This window comes from Sphingomonas sp. AC411, from assembly GCF_979253035.1.
In genome coordinates this window covers 3,092,551-3,109,849 of sequence record NZ_CEEDAQ010000001.1, presented here as the reverse complement: position 1 = coordinate 3,109,849, position 17,299 = coordinate 3,092,551, and the positions used below count along the sequence as shown (strand labels likewise).

Genomic DNA, 17,299 nt, shown 5'->3' with positions numbered 1-17,299 from the left:
GGGCGGGCGTTCGACGCGGTTCGTGCAGGGTATCAGATGTCCTGGACGAGGCGGCCGTACAAATCGGGGCGACGATCGCGGAAGAAGCCGAAGGCGGCGCGGTGGCGCTTGACGATGTCGAGGTCGATCGTCGCGGTGATCACGCCTTCGTCTTCACGGCCTAGCTCCGCAAGGATGTCGCCACGCTCGTCGGCGATGAAGCTGGTGCCGTAGAAGGTCTGGCCGTGCTCGACGCCGACGCGGTTGGCGGCGACGATCGGGACGACGTTGCTGACCGCGTGGCCGACCATGGCGCGGCGCCACAGGCGTGCGGTGTCGAGCGAGGTGTCGTGCGGCTCGCTGCCGATCGCGGTCGGGTAGAACAGGATCTCGGCGCCCATCAGCATCATTGCGCGGGCGGTCTCGGGGTACCATTGATCCCAGCAGACGCCGACGCCTAGCTTCCCTGCCGGATGCGGCCAGACCTTGAAGCCGGTGTTGCCGGGGCGAAAGTAGAACTTCTCCTCGTAGCCGGGACCGTCGGGGATGTGGCTCTTCCGATAGACGCCCTGCACGTTGCCGTCGGGGCCGATCATCGCGAGGCTGTTGTAGTGATGCGGGCCGTCCGCCTCGAAGAAGCTGGTCGGGATGGTGACCTTGAGCGCTTCGGCGAGCGCCTGCATCGCGAGCACCGCCTTGTGCTCGCCGACGGGCGCGGCGTTGGCGAAGAGGCTTTCGTCCTCGACGCGGCAGAAATACTCGCCTTCGAAGAGCTCGGGCGGCAGGATGACCTGCGCGCCTTTCGCGGCGGCCTCGTGGACGAGGCGCGACACGTTGGCGATGTTGCGGTCGATGTTGGGCGTGAAGCCCAGCTGCAGCGCGGCGACGGTGATCTCGGTCATGGCGGCGCATATAAGGTGACGCGCCATGGAGTGCGAGCCTTCTTGCTGTTCCCCCGCGGAGGCGGGGTCCAGGGTTGCGGGCGGTATCGTGTGTGATCCTGGGCTCCCGCCTGCGCGGGGGAACGGCTTTGGGGTGCGCGCGTGATTGACACTCCCTGCCCTGTCCGACATGCCGCGGGGATGATCGAGCATTCTCTCCCCGCAAGCTGGCAGTCGCTCCACGCCGAGTTCGAGGCGCCGTACATGCGGGCGCTGGATGCGTTTCTGGAGGCCGAGCGGGCGGCGGGGGCTCGGGTGTTTCCCGACGGGGCGGACCGGTTTCGGGCGCTGGAGCTTACCCCGCTCGATCAGGTGCGGGTCGTGATCCTGGGGCAGGATCCTTATCATGGCGAGGGGCAGGCGCATGGGCTGAGCTTCTCAGTGCGCGAGGGCGTGCGGACGCCGCCTAGCCTGGTGAATATCTACAAGGAGCTGGAGGCGGACCTGGGGATACCGCGGGCGTCTCATGGCATGCTGGATCATTGGGCCGCACAAGGCGTGCTGTTGCTCAACGCGGTGCTGAGCGTGCGGATGGGGGAGGCCGCGTCGCATCAAAAGCGGGGTGGGAGCGGTTTACCGATGCCGTTATTGCCGCCGTCAACGCGCAGGACAAACCGGTCGTGTTCCTGCTGTGGGGGCGTATGCGCAGAAGAAGGCGGCGTTCGTCGATGACGTGACGAAGGGCGGGCGGCATCTGGTGATCCAGTCGGCGCACCCGTCGCCGCTGGCGGCACGGACCGGGTTCTTCGGATCGCGGCCGTTCAGCCGGGCCAATGACTTTCTCAAAACCCATGGGCGCGCGCCGATCGACTGGGCGCTGCCGGAGACCGACCGATGAGCGACGAATATGTGTACGACGAAGCGACTGGCGAGTGGGTTGCGGGCGGTGCGGCGGCTGTTGCGGCGGATGACGTCGCGGTCGTGGTGCGGGATTCGGTCGGGAACGTGCTCGCGGATGGCGATCAGGTTACGTTGATCAAGGACCTGACCGTGAAGGGTGCGGGGCAGACGTTGAAGCGCGGGACGCTGATCAAGTCGATCCGGTTGACCGGCGATGCGCAGGAGATCGACTGTCGGTACGAGGGGATCAAGGGGCTGGTGCTGCGCGCGGAGTTCGTTCGGAAGCGGTAAGGCTTTCGCGTTGATTTTGCGGGGTTAATCGAAAAGAAGATTAGACCGGGTTAGGCCAACACGCGGTCACTCTTCATCGTCGTCGTCGTCGTGATTGCCGTAAGGCGACGGCGGATAGCCGGTCGGCGGTGGCGGGGCGACGCCGATCTTCGCCCATTCGAGGCGGCGGTCGAGCTCTATGTCGGCCACGCGCTGCTCCTCGATGCGGTGCGATCGGTCGCGGAGGATCTGGCCGGACGCGTCCTGCGGCAGGACGAAATCGGCGCCGTCCAGATCCTGGATATCCTGGAGCCGGTCGCACAGGGCTTGCTCCGTCAGCAACGCCGCGGGGTTGTCCGGCATGGTAGGTTCGAGCAGCGCGATGGCCTGCGCTACGGATGCAATGCGCGGCGCTTCAGGCCGGTCACGGTCGTGCGGGGCCGAGATCGTGCGGTGCGCGTGGCCGTAGCGTTCGGGCATGTGCGCGCGCAGGAGGAACATGATCATCCGGTCGCTGTATTTGTAGCGGCACGCGATCCGGTGGCCGTTCTTGTCGAACACCGGCACCTCCACCCTGTTCATCGCGCGCTCCAGCGCGAGATCGGCGAGCCGCGTGACGCCCGATTGCACGGCCGCGGTCCAGGCGGCGGCGAACTGTTCGGCACCGGGCGCGCGGCGCAGCGCGTAGCAACTGTTGACCGACATATCGACCTGCGTGGCGGCGGCAGTGACCGAGCCGGTATCGGCGAGGTGCTCGATGAAAATGCGCTGCTTGGCGGATTGAGTTCCTGCCGGATGCGGCAAAGCGAACTGCGCAAGCTTGATCGGACTGCAGCAGCGCGGATTATCAAGATTTTGGAGACGGATTGCGTCGCTCGGAAACTCGTGATTTTAGAAAATGGCGCTCGTTGGCGACCGTGCGGAGCTGTGTCGCTGGTTGGCGATGATTATTGACGGGCATTCTTTTGTGAAGAGCAGTTACAGATCCCAGCTCAACGCAGAGTCAAGCCGATTGAGTTGAAAACCGTTTCGTTCTACAGATGTTCGCTATGTCGTGGAGACCCCGATGACGACGCTGGAACCTGTTCACCTAGAGGAAAACGAGAGTACAGGAGATCGATTCTTGATCTATGGCACCGATAGCGGTGTCAAGATTGAACTGCGTTACGAGGGTGATACCCTTTGGCTTACCCAACCGCAAATTGCGGAGCTGTTCGGGGTGACGCGCCAAAGCGTTAACGCTCACATGAACAATATATATGAGCAGGGCGAGTTGGACCGGTCGGCAACCTGCAAGGAAATCTTGCAGGTTCGCGACGAGGGAGGGCGTGAGGTCAGCCGCAAGACGTTGATCCATAATCTGGATGGCATCATTGCGGTCGGCTATCGAGTCTCGACGAAGCAAGGGACGCTTTTCCGTCGCTGGGCAACCGAAAAGCTGGTCCAGTTTGCCACGCGCGGGTTCGTGATAGACGCGCCGAGGCTAAAAAATCCGGACCAGCAAGACCGTATCGCCGAACTGCGCGATATCATTCGCGATATTAGGTCGGACGAAGCCAACGTCTATCGCGAGCTAAAAACCATTTGCGCGATGTGTCAAGATTATGATGGCGGGTCGGATGAATGGCAGACATTTTACAAAAATACCCAAGCTAAACTTGTCTATGCGATCTGCTCGAACACACCTGCCGAGGTTATCAGAACGCGGGCCGATGCTGGATCCGAAAACATGGGACTTCAAACATGGCCCAATGATAATATTCGGAAGTCCGATACGCTCGTTTCTAAGAATTACCTTGCTGCAGCCGAAGTCAAGGAACTGAACCGTCTCACGACGATCCTTCTCGATATATTCGAGGACCAGATGGAAATCGGCCGCCTGCGGCTAATGACCGAGGCGGCGGCTCTTCTTGATAATCAACTCGCAAATCTGGGACGCGGGGTGCTGCGCAGTGGTGGCCGTGTATCGATGACGGTTGCTCGGCAGCATGCCGAAACGCAGTACGACACGTTCAAGGCCGCTCAAAAAGCCGTCCGTCACGCTCAAGCCGAACAAGCAATCGATCAGCTCAAGCGGGATCAGAAGACACTCCCAAAAGGCAAGGCAAAACGCTGAGTCATCCAGCCGGCAGGTAGATTTCGCTGCCCTTTTCGCGGAATTTTTCGCTCATGTCTGCCATGCCTTTTTCGGCTTCGGCGTGGGAGCCTCCGGCGAAGATCGCGCGGTTGGTGTCGGTCTGGTCGACGTCTTCCGCTAGGAACGTATCCGCCGGACTGTTCTGCTTCGCCGCGAAGTCGCGCACCTCCTGCGTGATCTTCATCGAGCAGAATTTTGGGCCGCACATCGAGCAGAAGTGGGCGGTCTTGGCGCCTTCTGCGGGGAGCGTCTGATCATGGTATTGTTCCGCCGTATCCGGGTCCAGCGAGAGGTTGAACTGGTCTCTCCAGCGGAACTCGAACCTTGCGCGGCTGAGCGCGTCGTCGCGCATCTGGGCGGCGGGGTGGCCTTTGGCGAGGTCGGCGGCGTGGGCTGCTAGCTTGTAGGTTACTACGCCGACTTTCACGTCGTCGCGGTCGGGGAGGCCGAGATGCTCCTTCGGCGTAACGTAGCAGAGCATCGCGGTGCCGTACCAGCCGATCATCGCGGCGCCGATACCACTCGTTATGTGGTCGTAGCCGGGGGCTATGTCCGTGGTGAGTGGCCCGAGCGTGTAGAAGGGCGCTTCGCCGCAGACTTCGAGTTGCTTGTCCATGTTCTCCTTGATCTTGTGCATGGGCACGTGGCCGGGGCCTTCGATCATGACCTGGACATCGCTCTTCCACGCGCGGTGGGTGAGTTCGCCGAGCGTGTAGAGTTCGCTGAACTGGGCTTCGTCGTTGGCGTCGGCGATGCTGCCGGGGCGCAGGCCGTCGCCGAGGCTGTAGGCGATGTCGTACGCCTTCATGATCTCGGTGATCTCGTCGAAGCGCTCGTAGAGGAAGCTCTCCTTGTGGTGGCTGAGGCACCATTTCGCCATGATCGAGCCGCCGCGCGAGACGATGCCGGTGACGCGTTTCGCGGTCATCGGGATGTAGGCGAGGCGGACGCCGGCGTGGATCGTGAAGTAATCGACGCCCTGTTCGGCCTGCTCGATGAGCGTGTCGCGGAAGATCTCCCAGGTGAGGTCCTCGGCGACCCCGCCGACCTTTTCGAGCGCCTGGTAGATCGGGACGGTGCCGATCGGGACCGGTGAATTGCGGAGGATCCATTCGCGGGTGTCGTGGATGTTGCGGCCGGTGCTGAGGTCCATGACCGTGTCCGCGCCCCAGCGGATCGACCAGACGAGCTTGTCGACTTCGGCGGCGACGTTGCTGGCGACCGCGGAGTTGCCGATGTTGGCGTTGATCTTGACGAGGAAGTTGCGGCCGATCGCCATCGGTTCGGATTCGGGGTGGTTGATGTTGTTGGGGATGATTGCGCGGCCGCGGGCGATCTCGTCGCGGACGAATTCGGGGGTTACGAAGTCGGGGATCTGGGCGCCGAAGCTTTCGCCGTCTCGAACGTAGTCTTTGAGCATGGCGCGGCCGAGGTTTTCTCGGGTGGCGACGTATTCCATTTCGGGGGTGATGATGCCGCGGCGGGCGTAGTGCATCTGGCTGACGTTGTGCCCGGGTTTGGCGCGGAGGGGCGTTTGATGCTGCCGGGGAATTGGGGGACGCCGCCGGAGCGATCTGGGCCGAGTTGGCCGTTGTCTTCGGGGCGGAGTTCTCGGGCTTCGTAGGATTCGACGTCGCCGCGAGCTTCGATCCAGGCGCGGCGGAGTTGGGGGAGGCCGGCGTTGATGTCGATTTGCGCGCGAGGGTCGGTGTAGGGGCCGCTGGTGTCGTAGACGCGTAACGGGGTTCGGAGCAGCTTGGGTCGAGGACGATCTCGCGCATGGCGACGCGGACGTCGGGGCTGGTCGGCACCGCGACGTGGATTTTCCGCGAGCCTCGGATCGGGCCGGTGGTTACGCCGATGTCTGCTGTCGGGGTGCGTGCTTCAAAATCGGCCATGCGCTTGCTCCTAAAGGTCTCGGAGCAAGGATTGCGGTTCTGTGGCGACCGCTCCTCCCTCCGCCGGTATCAACCGGATCAGGTTCAGCGGGTCGAAGGCTCCTGCCTTCCTCTCAAGCGCGGATTAGCGCTCCCCGGGGTGGGGTCAGCATAGGGGGATGGGGGTGGGGTGCAATGGGAAATTGGTGGTGTTGATCGGCGATGCACCTGCGCTTGGGGCACACCCTTCGACTTCGCTCAGGGCGAACGGGAGTGGGAGGTGGTGCCTTTGCGACCCTCCCCCGCCAGGGGGAGGTGGATGGCGATTGCCAGACGGAGGGGAGGTAAGAGATAACCTCTGTTGCGTGTCCTCCCCCTCCGTCACCTTCGGTGCCACCTCCCTGGCGGGGGAGGATTGAGGTTGTGCAGACAAAGGAAAAGGCCGCTGCCCTGGTTTGGGGCTGCGGCCTTTTCGACGTGTATTAGTAATCGCGTCCCCCTCCCCGTTCGTGCTGGGCGCAGTCGAAGCACCCTTGCACGTGGGGCTTACCCTTCGACTTCGCTCAGGGCGAACGGGGTGGAGGGTGCGCTACCTCAGAACCGGAAAGAAACGGTGCCGCGGAGGCTGTGCCAGCGGAACTGATCATCGCTGCGGCGGAAGGTGGTGCCGGCGGTGTTGGGCGCGAGCACGAACGGGTTGTTCGCCAGCAGCACCGGGCTGCCGGCGAGCGCGGTGCCGGCGGTGACCAGGACGCGGGCGTCGTTGTCCTTGTACTGGTGATAGGTGTATTCCATGCCGATCGAGATGTTCCGGGTCAGCTTCTGTTCGATGCCGCCGCCGCCGACATAGCCCCAGCGCTTGTTCGAGCCGGTGGCGGCGAACGCGTTGGCGGTGTTGGTGGTGAAGAACAGGTTGTCGATCTTGGCATAGCCGGCGCCGCCGGTGGCGTAGAACAGCGTGTTGCGCGCGGCGAGACCGGCGCGGACGCGGGCCGAAGCTTCCCATTTCAGCTTGCGGGCCATCGTGTAGCTGGCGGGCGTGGTCGAGAAGCCGGCGACGCTGTCGGTGATGTCGGACTTGCCGAATTCGCCGACCAAGCCGACCACGAACGGGCCGCTCTGCACGTCGAAGCCGGCGCGGCCGTAATAGGACCAGCCGTCATCGTCGTTGCGGCAGCCGTAATCGACGACGGCGGTGCGCGCGGAGCCGTTGCAGAAGCCCGGCGAGAAGGCGTTGGCGCCGGTGATGGTGTTGACGCTGTCGTTGAAATTGCCGTCGCCGTTGCGATCGAACAGGATCGACGAGCCGACGTCGTTGGGCTGGACGTCGTAACCGCCGGCCGCGCCGATATAGACGCCCGAGAACGGCTTGCTGTCACGGTCGGTGGTCATGTCCTGCGCGGCGGCGGGAACGGCAAAAATGCCCGCGGCGGCGAGACCGGCGAGCATGGTGAGCGTCGTGAAGTGTTTCATGGTCATTCCTCAAACAAGGATCGCGGCGCTCCTGAATGCGCCGCGATCCGAGGTTTCTGTTTCAGTCCGTGACGGCGATCATGCGTTGGCGCCGCTGCTCCGAAGTGCGTCGGTGCGGTTGTTGGTCCCGTTGGGGAAGAAGCCCCGCCGATCTTTGCGGTATTGGTCAGATAGGCGATGTTGTGCACCTGCGCGATCGACCGGCTATAGGCGAGGCCGTTGGCGTCGGTCGGGACGATGTTCGACATGGTCGCATCGGTACCGGTGATGCCCTGATCGATGTCGCTGCTGCCGTCGAGGCTGTCGCGCGCATCGCTGATCTGGCCCGCGATGGTACGCAGCGACGGGGTCTGCAGGCCCTTGCGGTACAGGATCGTGCGGATCAGGCCGGCGTGGTAGGCCTCAGCCGCGAGGATGCCGGCGGCGGCCTCGAGATAGGTCTTGTTGGCGATCAGCGCCGCTGCGCCCTTGTAGGCCGAGACGCCGACGTCCTCGAAGATGTACGCGCCGAGCAGGAAGCTGTTGTCGTCGGCATAGGGGTTGAACACCTGCGATGCAGAGACGACGCCGGCGGCGCGTGCTGCTGCCGTGAACGCGCCCGGTGCGGCGACCGTGCCGACCGAGATGTCGATCGCCGGCTGGGCGACGGCGGCGGTGCCGAGAGCGGTACGCAGGAACGCGACGTGCGCGACCTCGTCGATCGCGATTTCACGCGCGTATTCGCGGACGACGGCATCCTGGAACGGGACCTGTGCGCCACCGGTGACGGCGCCCTGCGTACCGGTGCCGGTGAGCAGGCTGGCGTTCAGCCCGACGCCGAATGCTGCGAACGCGTAGAACTGCGCTTCGAGATATTCGAGGTTCAGCGCGTAGTTGAGGATATCCGCGTCGTTGATCGTGGCGGCCGGGGTCGGGCTAGGGGTCGGCGTGGGAGCGGGTGCGAGATCTTCATCGTCGTTGCCGCAGGCCGCAAGCAGGCTTGCGCCACCGATGGCGAGGGCCGAGCCGCCGGCGAAGCGGAGGAAGCCGCGGCGCTCGTTACGGCGGGCGGCGATCGCGTCGAATATCTCGAGCTTGGTATTGAGATCGGTCATTGGGTTAATCCCTGAATAGCGAAGATGAGCGTTGGGCTGGGCTGAGGTGATCGGGCCGATATGATCGGGCCGATCGATCAGGCTGCCGCAGTGCTCGTCTTGATGTTGCCGGCCATGCCGTTCGGGAAGAACCCGCCGGCCGATGCCGCACCGCTGTTGAGATAGACGATGTTGAGCACCTGGCTCACCGAGCGGCTATAGGCGACGCCGTTGCTGTCGAGCGGGACGATGTTCGACACGGTCACCGCGGCCTGCGTGGTGGCGAGGTTGATCGGCGTCGCGCTGTACGACGAGATGCCCTGATCGATGTCGTTCGCACCGAAGATCGTCGTGTTGGCGCCGCCACCGTCGAGGCTGTCGCGCGCGCGCGAAATGGCATCGGCGGAGGTGCGCAGCGACGGGGTCGCGATGCCCTTGCCGTACAGCGTCGTGCGGACGATCGCGGCATGATACGCCTCGACCGCGAGCAGGCCGGCGGCGGCCTCGAGATACGCCTTGCTAGTGAGCAGCGGGGCGGCACCCTTGTACGCGGTCACGCCGACGTCCTCGAAGATGAACGCGCCGAGCAGGAACGCCTCGTCGGTGGCGTAGGGATCGAACGCGGTGCCGGCGGGCACGAGCCCGGCAGCCTGGGCGGCGAGCGAGAAGGCGCTGGTCGGCGAGACGCTGACGTCGATCACCGGCTGCGCGACGGCGGCGGTGCCGAGCGCGGTACGGAGGAACTTGACGTGGGCGATCTCGTCTTGGGCGATCTCACGGGCGTATTGCGATACGATCGGGTCGGTGAAATTGACCTGGCGACCGCCGCGGACCGCACCCTGGGTGCCGGAACCGCCGAGCAGGCTGTTGTCGAGCCCGGTGCCATAGGCGGCGTAGGAATAGAATTGCGCCTCGAGATATTCGAGGTTGAGCGCGAAGTTCAGGACGTCGGCGTCGGTGACGGACTGGGCCGCCGCGGCGCTGGACATCGACAATGCGGTCGCACCGGCCGCGGTGATCGCAGCCGCGCCGAGCGCATTCTTGAAGAACTCACGCCGCTCGCTGCGCCGTTCCACTCGCGCATCGAGGGCTTCGATCAGGTGCACGCTCTCGGTCATATCAGGGTCCTCCCTTGTTGTTGCAGACGTCGGAGTTATTGAAACAATCGAACAGTCCGGACCGATCAGAGCAACACCCTGTCGCCAAGGCCCGACTCGTAACGCGCTCTATTGCGGGCAAAAATCTGCCGTCCAATTCGAGGAACGGACGCCAAGGGGAAATGGACGCAGCATTAACGGCAACATCGTGAAATAAATTTCAGGTGGGGTGGCGGTGTGGGGGAGCGGCGGCGGGGTGGCCTTGCGGGGGCGCTCGAGGCAGTTTCGCGGGAGCGTTCGGAAGAACGGGTCGCGGCGGTTCTGAGGGAGCTTTGGTGGTTGGCGTCGCGGGAGCTTTGGAAGCTTTGGCCGCGGCAGTTTTAGTGGCCGGCTGGCTCTCGTCGGTAGGAAGTGGCTGGCGGTTGAGGCCTTGCGGTCTACTTTCCCCGCCCCTTCAGGGCAGAGGCTTTTCGTCGAATCTCTGCCTTTACGATCCTCCCCCGCCAGGGGAGGTGGCGCCGTAGGCGACGGAGGGGAGGACACGGAACCGGCGTTTGCGCTTGCCTCCCCTCCGTCTGGCGAGTGCTAGCCACCTCCCTTGCGGGGAGGATCGATGGGTCGGAGGGATTAGATCAGAAGGTGTAGGTCAGGCCTACCGCGCCGAGCCACTGGTCGGCATCGCCGACGTCGGCGACGATCGGGCTGTCCTTGTACTTGCCGACCATGCGGCCGTAGAGCACGCCGGCGCCGACGCCCAGGCCGCGGCGGAGATCGCCGGACAGGCTCTGCACCACGAACAGCGATGCGTTGACGCGGCGGAAACCGCTGTCGTTGACGTCGTAGGTGCGCAGGCCGCTGGCGAGCGAGCCGATCGGCGTCACCGCCGCATAGGTGCGGCCAAAGCCCTTGCCGGCATAATCCGCCGACACGCCGAGCGAGACGAGCGTGCGGACCGACAGCGGCGTGGTGTAGTTCACCTGTGGGGTGACGACGTAGCTGTCGTATGTGCCCGATACGTCGTGGACATAGGCGACCCGCGCGGTGAGCGTGTCGTAGTCGCTGGTGATGACGCCGGTCCGGGCGACGCCGACATAGCCGCCGAGTTCATAGGCGGTGTCGATCTTGCCGAGTGCGCGGACCTGGCGGTTGTCGATATCGCCGGTGCGATCGCGGCGGACGCCGGCGATGACGCCGACTTCGTAGTTGATGCCGACCTCTCCCGTGTTGGGGATCAGGTTGAAATACAGCTGCGTGCCGCGCAGGAAGATGTCATGGCCGCGGACCGCGCCGACGAAGGCACCGGCGGGCGTGAAGGAATTGCTGTCCGCACCCTCGTAATCGGGCATCGACACCACGCCGAGCGCGACCGTCATGCGGTTGTTGTCACGGGGATCGGTGATCGGCGGCGACGGGTTGGGGTCGGTCTGGGCGAGCGCCGGCGTGGCGATCGCGAGCACCGCGATTGCGGCAGACGTGAAGAGAGTGAGTGCGCGCAAGGAAATGCTCCGGACAAAAAGGTTCCCCGTCGCAACGCGGTGAAACCGTTTTCGGTCCGTTAGGATCGGTCAGAAGATGTAACGCATTTTCACCTGTTGCAATTCGGCATCACCAGCAACCATGAACCGGGCGGCGGAAAAGCGCGGCGGACCGAACCGGACCGCGGCGTTGCGCGAGAAACCGTAACCCTCGCGCGGGATGCCGGCGAGCGTATCGAGCTTGGCGTTGTTGTTCTCGTCATGGATCACCGCGAGCGCATAGCCGCGCTGGGGCAGCCCCGGAAACTGGTGGTGCGGACGCTGGCGGGCAGCGACCGGGTCAGCGCGTTGGCATCGTCGACGCAGGCGGGGAAATTGTCGGGATCCGCGGTGAGGCAGATCCGGATCATGCCCTTTGCCGAGCGGAGATTGTCGATCTCTACGTCAAGCCGCGTGACGGGGCTGCCGCTGCCAGCGTCAGCCACGCCAGCGCGCCCGCCACTGCCAACGGCAGGCGCGACACGGGCGGCAGCTTTCGCATGCGACTTGGTGAAGTCGCCGAGCCCCTTGTCGGTGCCGCAGAGCCGATCCCAAAAGCGGAAATAAAGGCCATAGTTGCACCCGTATTGTTCGTGATGGCGCTGATGATGGCTCGCCGTGATCAGCCAGCCGCCCAGTGCGCCCCGCCACATGAACCGGGGAAAACCTCCCACCCCATGTGATTGGTTACCCCCATAACGGTCATGATCGTCAGTACCAGACCCAGTGCGCCGACATGGATCGGAATCAGGAAGACCAGTAGCGGAATTATCACAGCGCCGGTGATCGCCTCGATCGGATGGAACGCCATCGCCGCCCACGCGGTCGGCGGGCGGCTGGCGTGATGCACCGCGTGCGCGAGCTTGAAGGGTTTAGGCCGATGCATCCAGCGATGCGTCCAGTAGAACCAGGTGTCGTGCGCGAACAGGAACGCGAGCACCGCCACCGGCAGGTACCAGAGCGGGTAGGCGTGGACGTCGGTATAGATCTGCGTCCAGCCGCGATTCTGCCAGCCCCAGGCGACGATCCCCGCGGGTATGCCGTAGATCGCGGCGGAGGCGATGCTCCACCAGATCTCGCGCCGCATCTGCGCGTCGAGCCCGCGGTAGAGCCCGGGATGGCGCGCGCGGGTCGCTGCGGCGAACGCGCCGGAGACGATGAGATAGCGGACCCCGACGATCGCGGTCATTGCCAGCGCGGAGAGGAGGATGGCGAGCCACATGAGGCGCTTATAGGGGATTTTGGGGTGTTGGGTAATGGGGGTTGTGGTGATGAGTGTGAGCGTGCGCCAGCCTGAGAGCTTCCGTAGGCAAAGCGAACGCAATTCAAAATCGGCAACATGCTTTTCCCGTTCCACGCCGAACGATAGATATAGCAATGTTGCTGATAATTGACGGTGAAACATGAACGAATTGGTTGCTTGGCTCGAAGCTCATGACAAGCTCGCAGGCTGGGCGCAATGCTTGCTCTGCTAGCCACGTACCTTACTGCCTTTATGCCAATTCGCCATCGCAAAAGGCAGCTGCGAAAAGCGGCTACTCGCTTGCTTGAACACGGCTACGAGGTCCTGGAAAGCTATCATCGCACTACCTCCAACTTTCTTCCCGAATCAATAAGTCTTCGAGGTGCAGCACTATCCGTTGGAGGTATAATAGACGAAATAGGCCGCTTCCCAATTTACGAATTAGACGATCAAGGAAGCAGATCACTCGCCAGACGCCTAATTGCGGTTAACGGAAATCTTCTTACAACTAGGTTTATACTTGAGGGATCGGCCGATAATATAGATGGTCGAGAAGCTACGGAAGAAGAGAGGGATATCATAGTAGAGTTTTTGAGTGAGCGGCTGAAATTTGCGAAAGATATTCTTGCCGGCAAAATAATGGAACGACCAGTTTGGCCAAATCCGGAACCCCAGCAAAAAAGCGAATCATCCCTTATGTAGAATGATCATCCGGGTGCGAACTGGTAAGGCAGGAGTCGTGGGACACGCTGGCCTGGATTGGGGTGACAGACCTTGGGGTGCGCGGCTTCACCTGTTCCCGGCGATTCATCAGCCGTTGCGATAGGCTTGATATAGCCCCTATGCAGTGGGCGGAAAGATGGTAGCCTCGCCTCCAGAGCAGGATGACCTGCCAATCGGAGAGTGATGCATGGCAGACCACAGCGCCGCGCGCGGGGATATTGGTGGCGAGACCGGCCGGGATATTCGCGAGGATATCGGCAAGGACCACAAGGGGCTGATCTATGTGATCGCCGGGACCATATTGGCCCTGGGGCTGGTGTTGATGGCGTTCTACGACCGCGCGGGCGATCCGATGCCGATCGCTTCGGTGCAGACGCCGGTCGTCACCGCGCAGCAATAGCCGCGGGATCCGCCGCGGACGCGCGGCGGTCGAAGATCAGGATCGGCGCGTCCCGGTAGGCGCCCGTGGTGCGCAGGCGGTAGCCCAGACGCTCGGCGAGGCGGATCGAGGGGGCGTTGGCGGGATCTATGATGCAGGTCGTCGCGGGGATGCGCGCGTCGGTCCAGGCTAGGATCGCGGCGAGCGCTTCGGAGGCGTAGCCTTGGCCTTGCGCGGCGCCGGTGAGGGTCCAGCCGACCTCTGGCGCAGCGTCGATCGAGGGCTCGATCGCGCGGCGGGCCTCGATCAGGCCGAGCTCGCCGATCAACGCGCCGGTCGCGGTTTCGCGTGCGATCCAGCTGCCATAGTCGAACAGCGTCCACTGGCCGATCGAGCGGAGCAGGCGGATCCAGACGTCCTCGCGGGGGCGGGGCTGGCCACCGATCATCGTGTAGACGCGCGGGTCGGTCCACATCGCGGCGCAGTCCTCGAGGTCGGTCGCGGCGTGGCCGGTCAGGGTCAGGCGGGCGGTGGTGAGCGTGGGGGCGGATGCGGGCGTGAGCATTTGCAGGGTCTAGGGGCGATTGCGATGGAGGGGTATCCGTTGCGGTGGCGTTCTCGCGGTGGGGGTGAGAGGCGTATTCGTGGCCCGATTCCTTTGCCGGGAATGAAAAGGGTGTCCGTGGCCGGGCATTCTCCCCTCCCTGGAAGGGAGAGGTCGGGGGTGGGTCGGCCGGCTTGAGCCACGCGCGTTCGACTATGCGGACGCCGACCCACTCCAGCCCCTCCCTTCCAGGGAGGGGGCAGGTTCACCTCTCCTTACAGGGCGGAGTAGCCGTTGCCGGGTTTCCTCCTCCCTTCCAGTGAGGGGCGAGGACGCGGAATGGAGGTTCCCCTTCCTCCCCTCCGTCTGGCAAGTGCCAGCCACCTCCCCTGCCGGGGGAGGATCGTAAGCCGGCCCCTGCCCGTCCCGGCAACGCAGGTTGTCTTCGTGCGTGATTGCTTTGCAAAGGTTGTTTTCGAGGCTCTCGCTTTGCGCTAGTCGGAGGCATGGCATCGACGATCTCCTGCGACGTCGCGATCGTTGGCGCGGGTTTGGCCGGCGGGATGATCGCGCTGGCGCTCAAGGCCAGGCATCCGGCACTGGACGTGCGGCTGATCGACGCCGCGCCGGTGGTCGGCGGCAATCATCTCTGGTCGTTCTTCGGCAGCGACGTGGCGCAAGAGGATCGCTGGATCGTCGCGCCGCTCGTGGTGCATGCGTGGCAGGGCTACGACGTGCGCTTTCCGGGGCACGAACGAACGATCGACGCGACCTATTTTTCGATCGAGAGCGAGCGGCTCGACCGTCAAGTGCGCCGCGTGCTGCCGCCGCACGCGTTGATGCTCGGGCGGAAGGTGTCGGGGGCCAGCGCGACCGCGGTGGTGCTGGCGGATGGCGACCGGATCGAGGCCAAGGGCGTGATCGACGTGCGGGGCCCGGGCGACCTGTCGTTGCTCGATCTCGCATGGCAGAAGTTCGTCGGGCGCGAACTGGTGCTGAGCGCCCCGCATGACAGCCCCACGCCGATCGTGATGGACGCGACCGTGCCGCAGATCGACGGCTATCGCTTCGTTTATTGCCTGCCGCTTGCCGACGACCGGATGTTCGTCGAGGACACCTATTACAGCGATACCCCCGACCTGGATGTCGAGACGCTCACGACCCGCGTCCACGACTATGCCGAGGCGCGCGGCTGGACCGTGGCGCAGGCGGCGCGGCAGGAATCGGGCGTGCTGCCGGTCGCGATGGGCGGCGATTTCGAGGCGTATTGGCGGTCGGGCGGTGCGCATGTCGCCAAGGCGGGCATGCGCGCGGGGATGTTCCACCCGACCACCGGCTATTCGCTGCCCGATGCGGTGCGGACCGCGGCGATGCTGGCCGACCTCAGCGATTTCTCCGGCGCGAAACTGCATGACGCGACGCACGAAATGGCGCGCGCGACGTGGCAAAGCCGCGGCTTCTACCGGATGCTCGACACGATGTTGTTCCGCGCAGCCGAGCCGGAGGAACGCTACCGCATCCTCGAACGCTTCTACCGCCTGTCGCCTGCACTTATCGGGCGGTTCTATGCCGGACGGTCGACGATGACCGACAAGGCCCGAGTCCTCACCGGCAAGCCGCCAGTCCCCATCTCGCGCGCCGTTCGCGCCATTATCGGAGCACGCTCTTGAAGACCGCAATAGTCATCGGCGCAGGATTTGGCGGCCTCGCGCTCGCGATCCGGCTGCAAACCGCGGGCGTGCAGACGACGATCGTCGAAAGCCGCGACAAGCCGGGTGGGCGCGGCTATTATTGGGAGCGCGACGGGTTCACGTTCGATGCGGGCCCGACCGTCATCACCGATCCGGATTGCCTGCGCGAATTGTGGGCGCTGAGCGGGCGCGACATGAGCGAGGACGTGACGCTCGATCCGGTGCTGCCGTTCTACCGGCTGAACTGGCCCGACGGGACGAATTTCGACTATACCAACGACGACGTGCAGATGCGCGCCGAGATCGAGAAGCTGCATCCCGGCGACTGGGCAGGGTATGAGAAGTTCCTGCAGTATTCGGCGGGCGTGTTCCACGAAGGCTATGAGAAGCTCGGCCATGTCGCGTTCCTCGATTTCGGGTCGATGATCAAGGCGGCGCCGGCGCTGGCGAAATACCAGGCGTGGCGGTCGGTCTATTCGATCGTGTCGAGCTTCGTGAAGTCGGAGAAGTTGCGCGAGGCATTGAGCTTCCACACGCTGCTGGTCGGCGGCAATCCGATGACGACGAGCGCGATCTATGCGCTGATCCACAAGCTGGAGCGTGACGGCGGGGTGTGGTTCGCGCGTGGCGGCACCAACCGTCTAGTGGCGGCGCTGGTGACGCAGTTCGAGCGACTGGGCGGGGTGCTGCGGCTCGACGATCCGGTGACGTCGATCGAGACGCTTGGTGACCGCGCGACCGGCGTGACGACCGCGAGCGGTTGGTCGGGTCAGGCGGATGCAGTGGCCGCGAACAGCGACATCATGCACACCTATCGCGACCTGCTGGCGACGTCGCGCAGTGCGAAGCGCAAGACCGGCTCGCTCGAGCGGAAGAAATATTCGCCGTCGCTGTTCGTGGTGCATTTCGGGATCAAGGGCACGTGGCCGGGCATCCCGCACCACATGATCCTGTTCGGGCCGCGCTATAAGGGGCTGCTCGAGGACATTTACGATCACGGCGTGCTGAGCGAGGATTTCTCGCTGTACCTGCATCATCCGACCGTGACCGATCCGTCGCTGGCGCCGGAGGGGCATTCGACCTTCTATGCGTTGGCGCCGGTGCCGCACATGGGGAAATTCCCGGTCGACTGGGACGAGATCGCGCCGATCCTGGAGAAGCGCATCCTCGACGAGATCGGGCGGCGGTTGATCCCGGACATCCATGAGCGGATCGTGACGAAATTCTCGTACGCGCCGAAGGATTTCGCGCAGGATCTCAATGCGCATCTGGGAAGCGCGTTCTCGCTGGAGCCGGTGCTGACGCAGAGCGCGTATTTCCGGGTGCATAACCGCGACGAGCATATTCCGAACCTGTACTTCGTGGGCGCTGGCACGCATCCGGGTGCGGGGATTCCTGGGGTCGTCGGGAGTGCGAAGGCTACGGCTCGGTTGATGCTCGAAGGCCAAAAGTAAGATTTGTTCACGTGGAGGCGCGGAGGCGCGGAGGTGTTGCGCTTGTCGCGTAGCGACCGTGTCT

At 64.0% G+C, this 17,299-nt stretch carries 13 protein-coding genes, 4 pseudogenes and 1 riboswitch; of the genes and pseudogenes, 7 read left to right on the top strand and 10 right to left on the bottom strand.

The features are described from left to right. Nucleotides 1–32: 32 nt before the first annotated feature. Nucleotides 33–881, bottom strand: coding sequence for an N-carbamoylputrescine amidase (gene aguB / locus AC0IX7_RS15935; protein ID WP_471813913.1), 849 nt, complete (start codon nucleotides 879–881; stop codon nucleotides 33–35). A gap of 243 nt (nucleotides 882–1,124) precedes the next feature. Here aguB and ung point away from each other — a divergent pair. Together ung and AC0IX7_RS15925 are read left to right on the top strand one after the other, a co-directional pair. After that, nucleotides 1,125–1,758: pseudogene (gene ung / locus AC0IX7_RS15930) on the top strand (uracil-DNA glycosylase). Further along, entirely contained in the window at nucleotides 1,755–2,051 is a 297-nt protein-coding gene (locus tag AC0IX7_RS15925; RefSeq protein ID WP_471812787.1) for an alkylphosphonate utilization protein, read from the top strand. Before ung ends, AC0IX7_RS15925 begins: the two are co-directional and overlap by 4 nt. A gap of 66 nt (nucleotides 2,052–2,117) precedes the next feature. Here AC0IX7_RS15925 and AC0IX7_RS15920 read toward each other — a convergent pair whose 3' ends face one another. Beyond that, complete coding sequence (locus tag AC0IX7_RS15920; protein ID WP_471812785.1) at nucleotides 2,118–2,834, bottom strand: hypothetical protein; 717 nt, start codon at nucleotides 2,832–2,834, stop codon at nucleotides 2,118–2,120. 262 nt (nucleotides 2,835–3,096) lie between these two features. Here AC0IX7_RS15920 and rhuM point away from each other — a divergent pair, with 262 nt between their 5' ends. Beyond that, entirely contained in the window at nucleotides 3,097–4,146 is a 1,050-nt protein-coding gene (gene rhuM / locus AC0IX7_RS15915; protein WP_471812783.1) for a RhuM family protein, read from the top strand. Between the two features lies 1 nt (nucleotide 4,147). On the opposite strand, the pseudogene thiC reads toward rhuM, so the two are convergent. The 7 genes and pseudogenes from thiC to AC0IX7_RS15880 all read right to left on the bottom strand — a co-directional run. Beyond that, nucleotides 4,148–6,065 (bottom strand): annotated as a pseudogene (gene thiC / locus AC0IX7_RS15910) (phosphomethylpyrimidine synthase ThiC). Between the two features lie 38 nt (nucleotides 6,066–6,103). Beyond that, a riboswitch (TPP riboswitch) is annotated at nucleotides 6,104–6,213 on the bottom strand. A 425-nt stretch (nucleotides 6,214–6,638) separates the two neighbouring features. Continuing rightward, nucleotides 6,639–7,517 carry an outer membrane protein gene (locus tag AC0IX7_RS15905; protein WP_471812781.1) on the bottom strand — a complete coding sequence of 293 codons (879 nt, stop codon included), beginning with the start codon at nucleotides 7,515–7,517 and terminating at the stop codon, nucleotides 6,639–6,641. Nucleotides 7,518–7,595: 78 nt separating this feature from the next. After that, nucleotides 7,596–8,611: pseudogene (locus tag AC0IX7_RS15900) on the bottom strand (ferritin-like domain-containing protein). Between the two features lie 77 nt (nucleotides 8,612–8,688). Then, entirely contained in the window at nucleotides 8,689–9,708 is a 1,020-nt protein-coding gene (locus AC0IX7_RS15895) for a ferritin-like domain-containing protein (RefSeq protein ID WP_471812779.1), read from the bottom strand. A 611-nt stretch (nucleotides 9,709–10,319) separates the two neighbouring features. Then, on the bottom strand, nucleotides 10,320–11,183 hold the full coding sequence (locus tag AC0IX7_RS15890) for a MipA/OmpV family protein (protein WP_471812778.1): 864 nt from the start codon (nucleotides 11,181–11,183) through the stop codon (nucleotides 10,320–10,322). 69 nt (nucleotides 11,184–11,252) lie between these two features. Beyond that, nucleotides 11,253–11,528 (bottom strand): DUF2141 domain-containing protein, encoded by a 276-nt coding sequence (locus AC0IX7_RS15885; protein WP_471813912.1) that lies wholly within the window; start codon nucleotides 11,526–11,528, stop codon nucleotides 11,253–11,255. A gap of 158 nt (nucleotides 11,529–11,686) precedes the next feature. Further along, a pseudogene (locus AC0IX7_RS15880) lies at nucleotides 11,687–12,423 on the bottom strand (sterol desaturase family protein); the annotation flags it as partial. Between the two features lie 321 nt (nucleotides 12,424–12,744). On the opposite strand from AC0IX7_RS15880, the gene AC0IX7_RS15875 reads away from it, so the two are divergent. Together AC0IX7_RS15875 and AC0IX7_RS15870 are read left to right on the top strand one after the other, a co-directional pair. After that, entirely contained in the window at nucleotides 12,745–13,146 is a 402-nt protein-coding gene (locus AC0IX7_RS15875) for a hypothetical protein (protein WP_471812776.1), read from the top strand. A 208-nt stretch (nucleotides 13,147–13,354) separates the two neighbouring features. Continuing rightward, entirely contained in the window at nucleotides 13,355–13,567 is a 213-nt protein-coding gene (locus AC0IX7_RS15870; protein ID WP_471812775.1) for a hypothetical protein, read from the top strand. On the opposite strand, the gene AC0IX7_RS15865 is transcribed toward AC0IX7_RS15870, so the two are convergent. Further along, nucleotides 13,551–14,111, bottom strand: coding sequence for a GNAT family N-acetyltransferase (locus AC0IX7_RS15865; protein ID WP_471812773.1), 561 nt, complete (start codon nucleotides 14,109–14,111; stop codon nucleotides 13,551–13,553). The two genes, AC0IX7_RS15870 and AC0IX7_RS15865, sit on opposite strands and share 17 nt — an antisense overlap. Nucleotides 14,112–14,596: 485 nt before the next feature. Here AC0IX7_RS15865 and crtY point away from each other — a divergent pair, with 485 nt between their 5' ends. Next, a complete protein-coding gene (gene crtY / locus AC0IX7_RS15860) occupies nucleotides 14,597–15,760 on the top strand; it encodes a lycopene beta-cyclase CrtY (RefSeq protein ID WP_471812772.1) in 1,164 nt (387 codons plus the stop codon). Further along, the gene (locus AC0IX7_RS15855; protein ID WP_471812770.1) at nucleotides 15,757–17,235 is read left to right on the top strand and encodes a phytoene desaturase; all 1,479 of its coding nucleotides are present in this window, start codon (nucleotides 15,757–15,759) and stop codon (nucleotides 17,233–17,235) included. The genes crtY and AC0IX7_RS15855 overlap by 4 nt, the downstream gene beginning before the upstream one ends. Nucleotides 17,236–17,299 lie beyond the last annotated feature (64 nt).

Coding starts and splice junctions, on each gene's coding strand:
- AC0IX7_RS15865 (WP_471812773.1), bottom strand. CDS start 14,111: ATGCTCACGCCCGCATCCGCCCCCACGCTCACCACCGCCCGCCTGACC.
- aguB (WP_471813913.1), bottom strand. CDS start 881: ATGACCGAGATCACCGTCGCCGCGCTGCAGCTGGGCTTCACGCCCAAC.
- AC0IX7_RS15925 (WP_471812787.1), top strand. CDS start 1,755: ATGAGCGACGAATATGTGTACGACGAAGCGACTGGCGAGTGGGTTGCG.
- rhuM (WP_471812783.1), top strand. CDS start 3,097: ATGACGACGCTGGAACCTGTTCACCTAGAGGAAAACGAGAGTACAGGA.
- AC0IX7_RS15895 (WP_471812779.1), bottom strand. CDS start 9,708: ATGACCGAGAGCGTGCACCTGATCGAAGCCCTCGATGCGCGAGTGGAA.
- AC0IX7_RS15905 (WP_471812781.1), bottom strand. CDS start 7,517: ATGAAACACTTCACGACGCTCACCATGCTCGCCGGTCTCGCCGCCGCG.
- AC0IX7_RS15870 (WP_471812775.1), top strand. CDS start 13,355: ATGGCAGACCACAGCGCCGCGCGCGGGGATATTGGTGGCGAGACCGGC.
- crtY (WP_471812772.1), top strand. CDS start 14,597: ATGGCATCGACGATCTCCTGCGACGTCGCGATCGTTGGCGCGGGTTTG.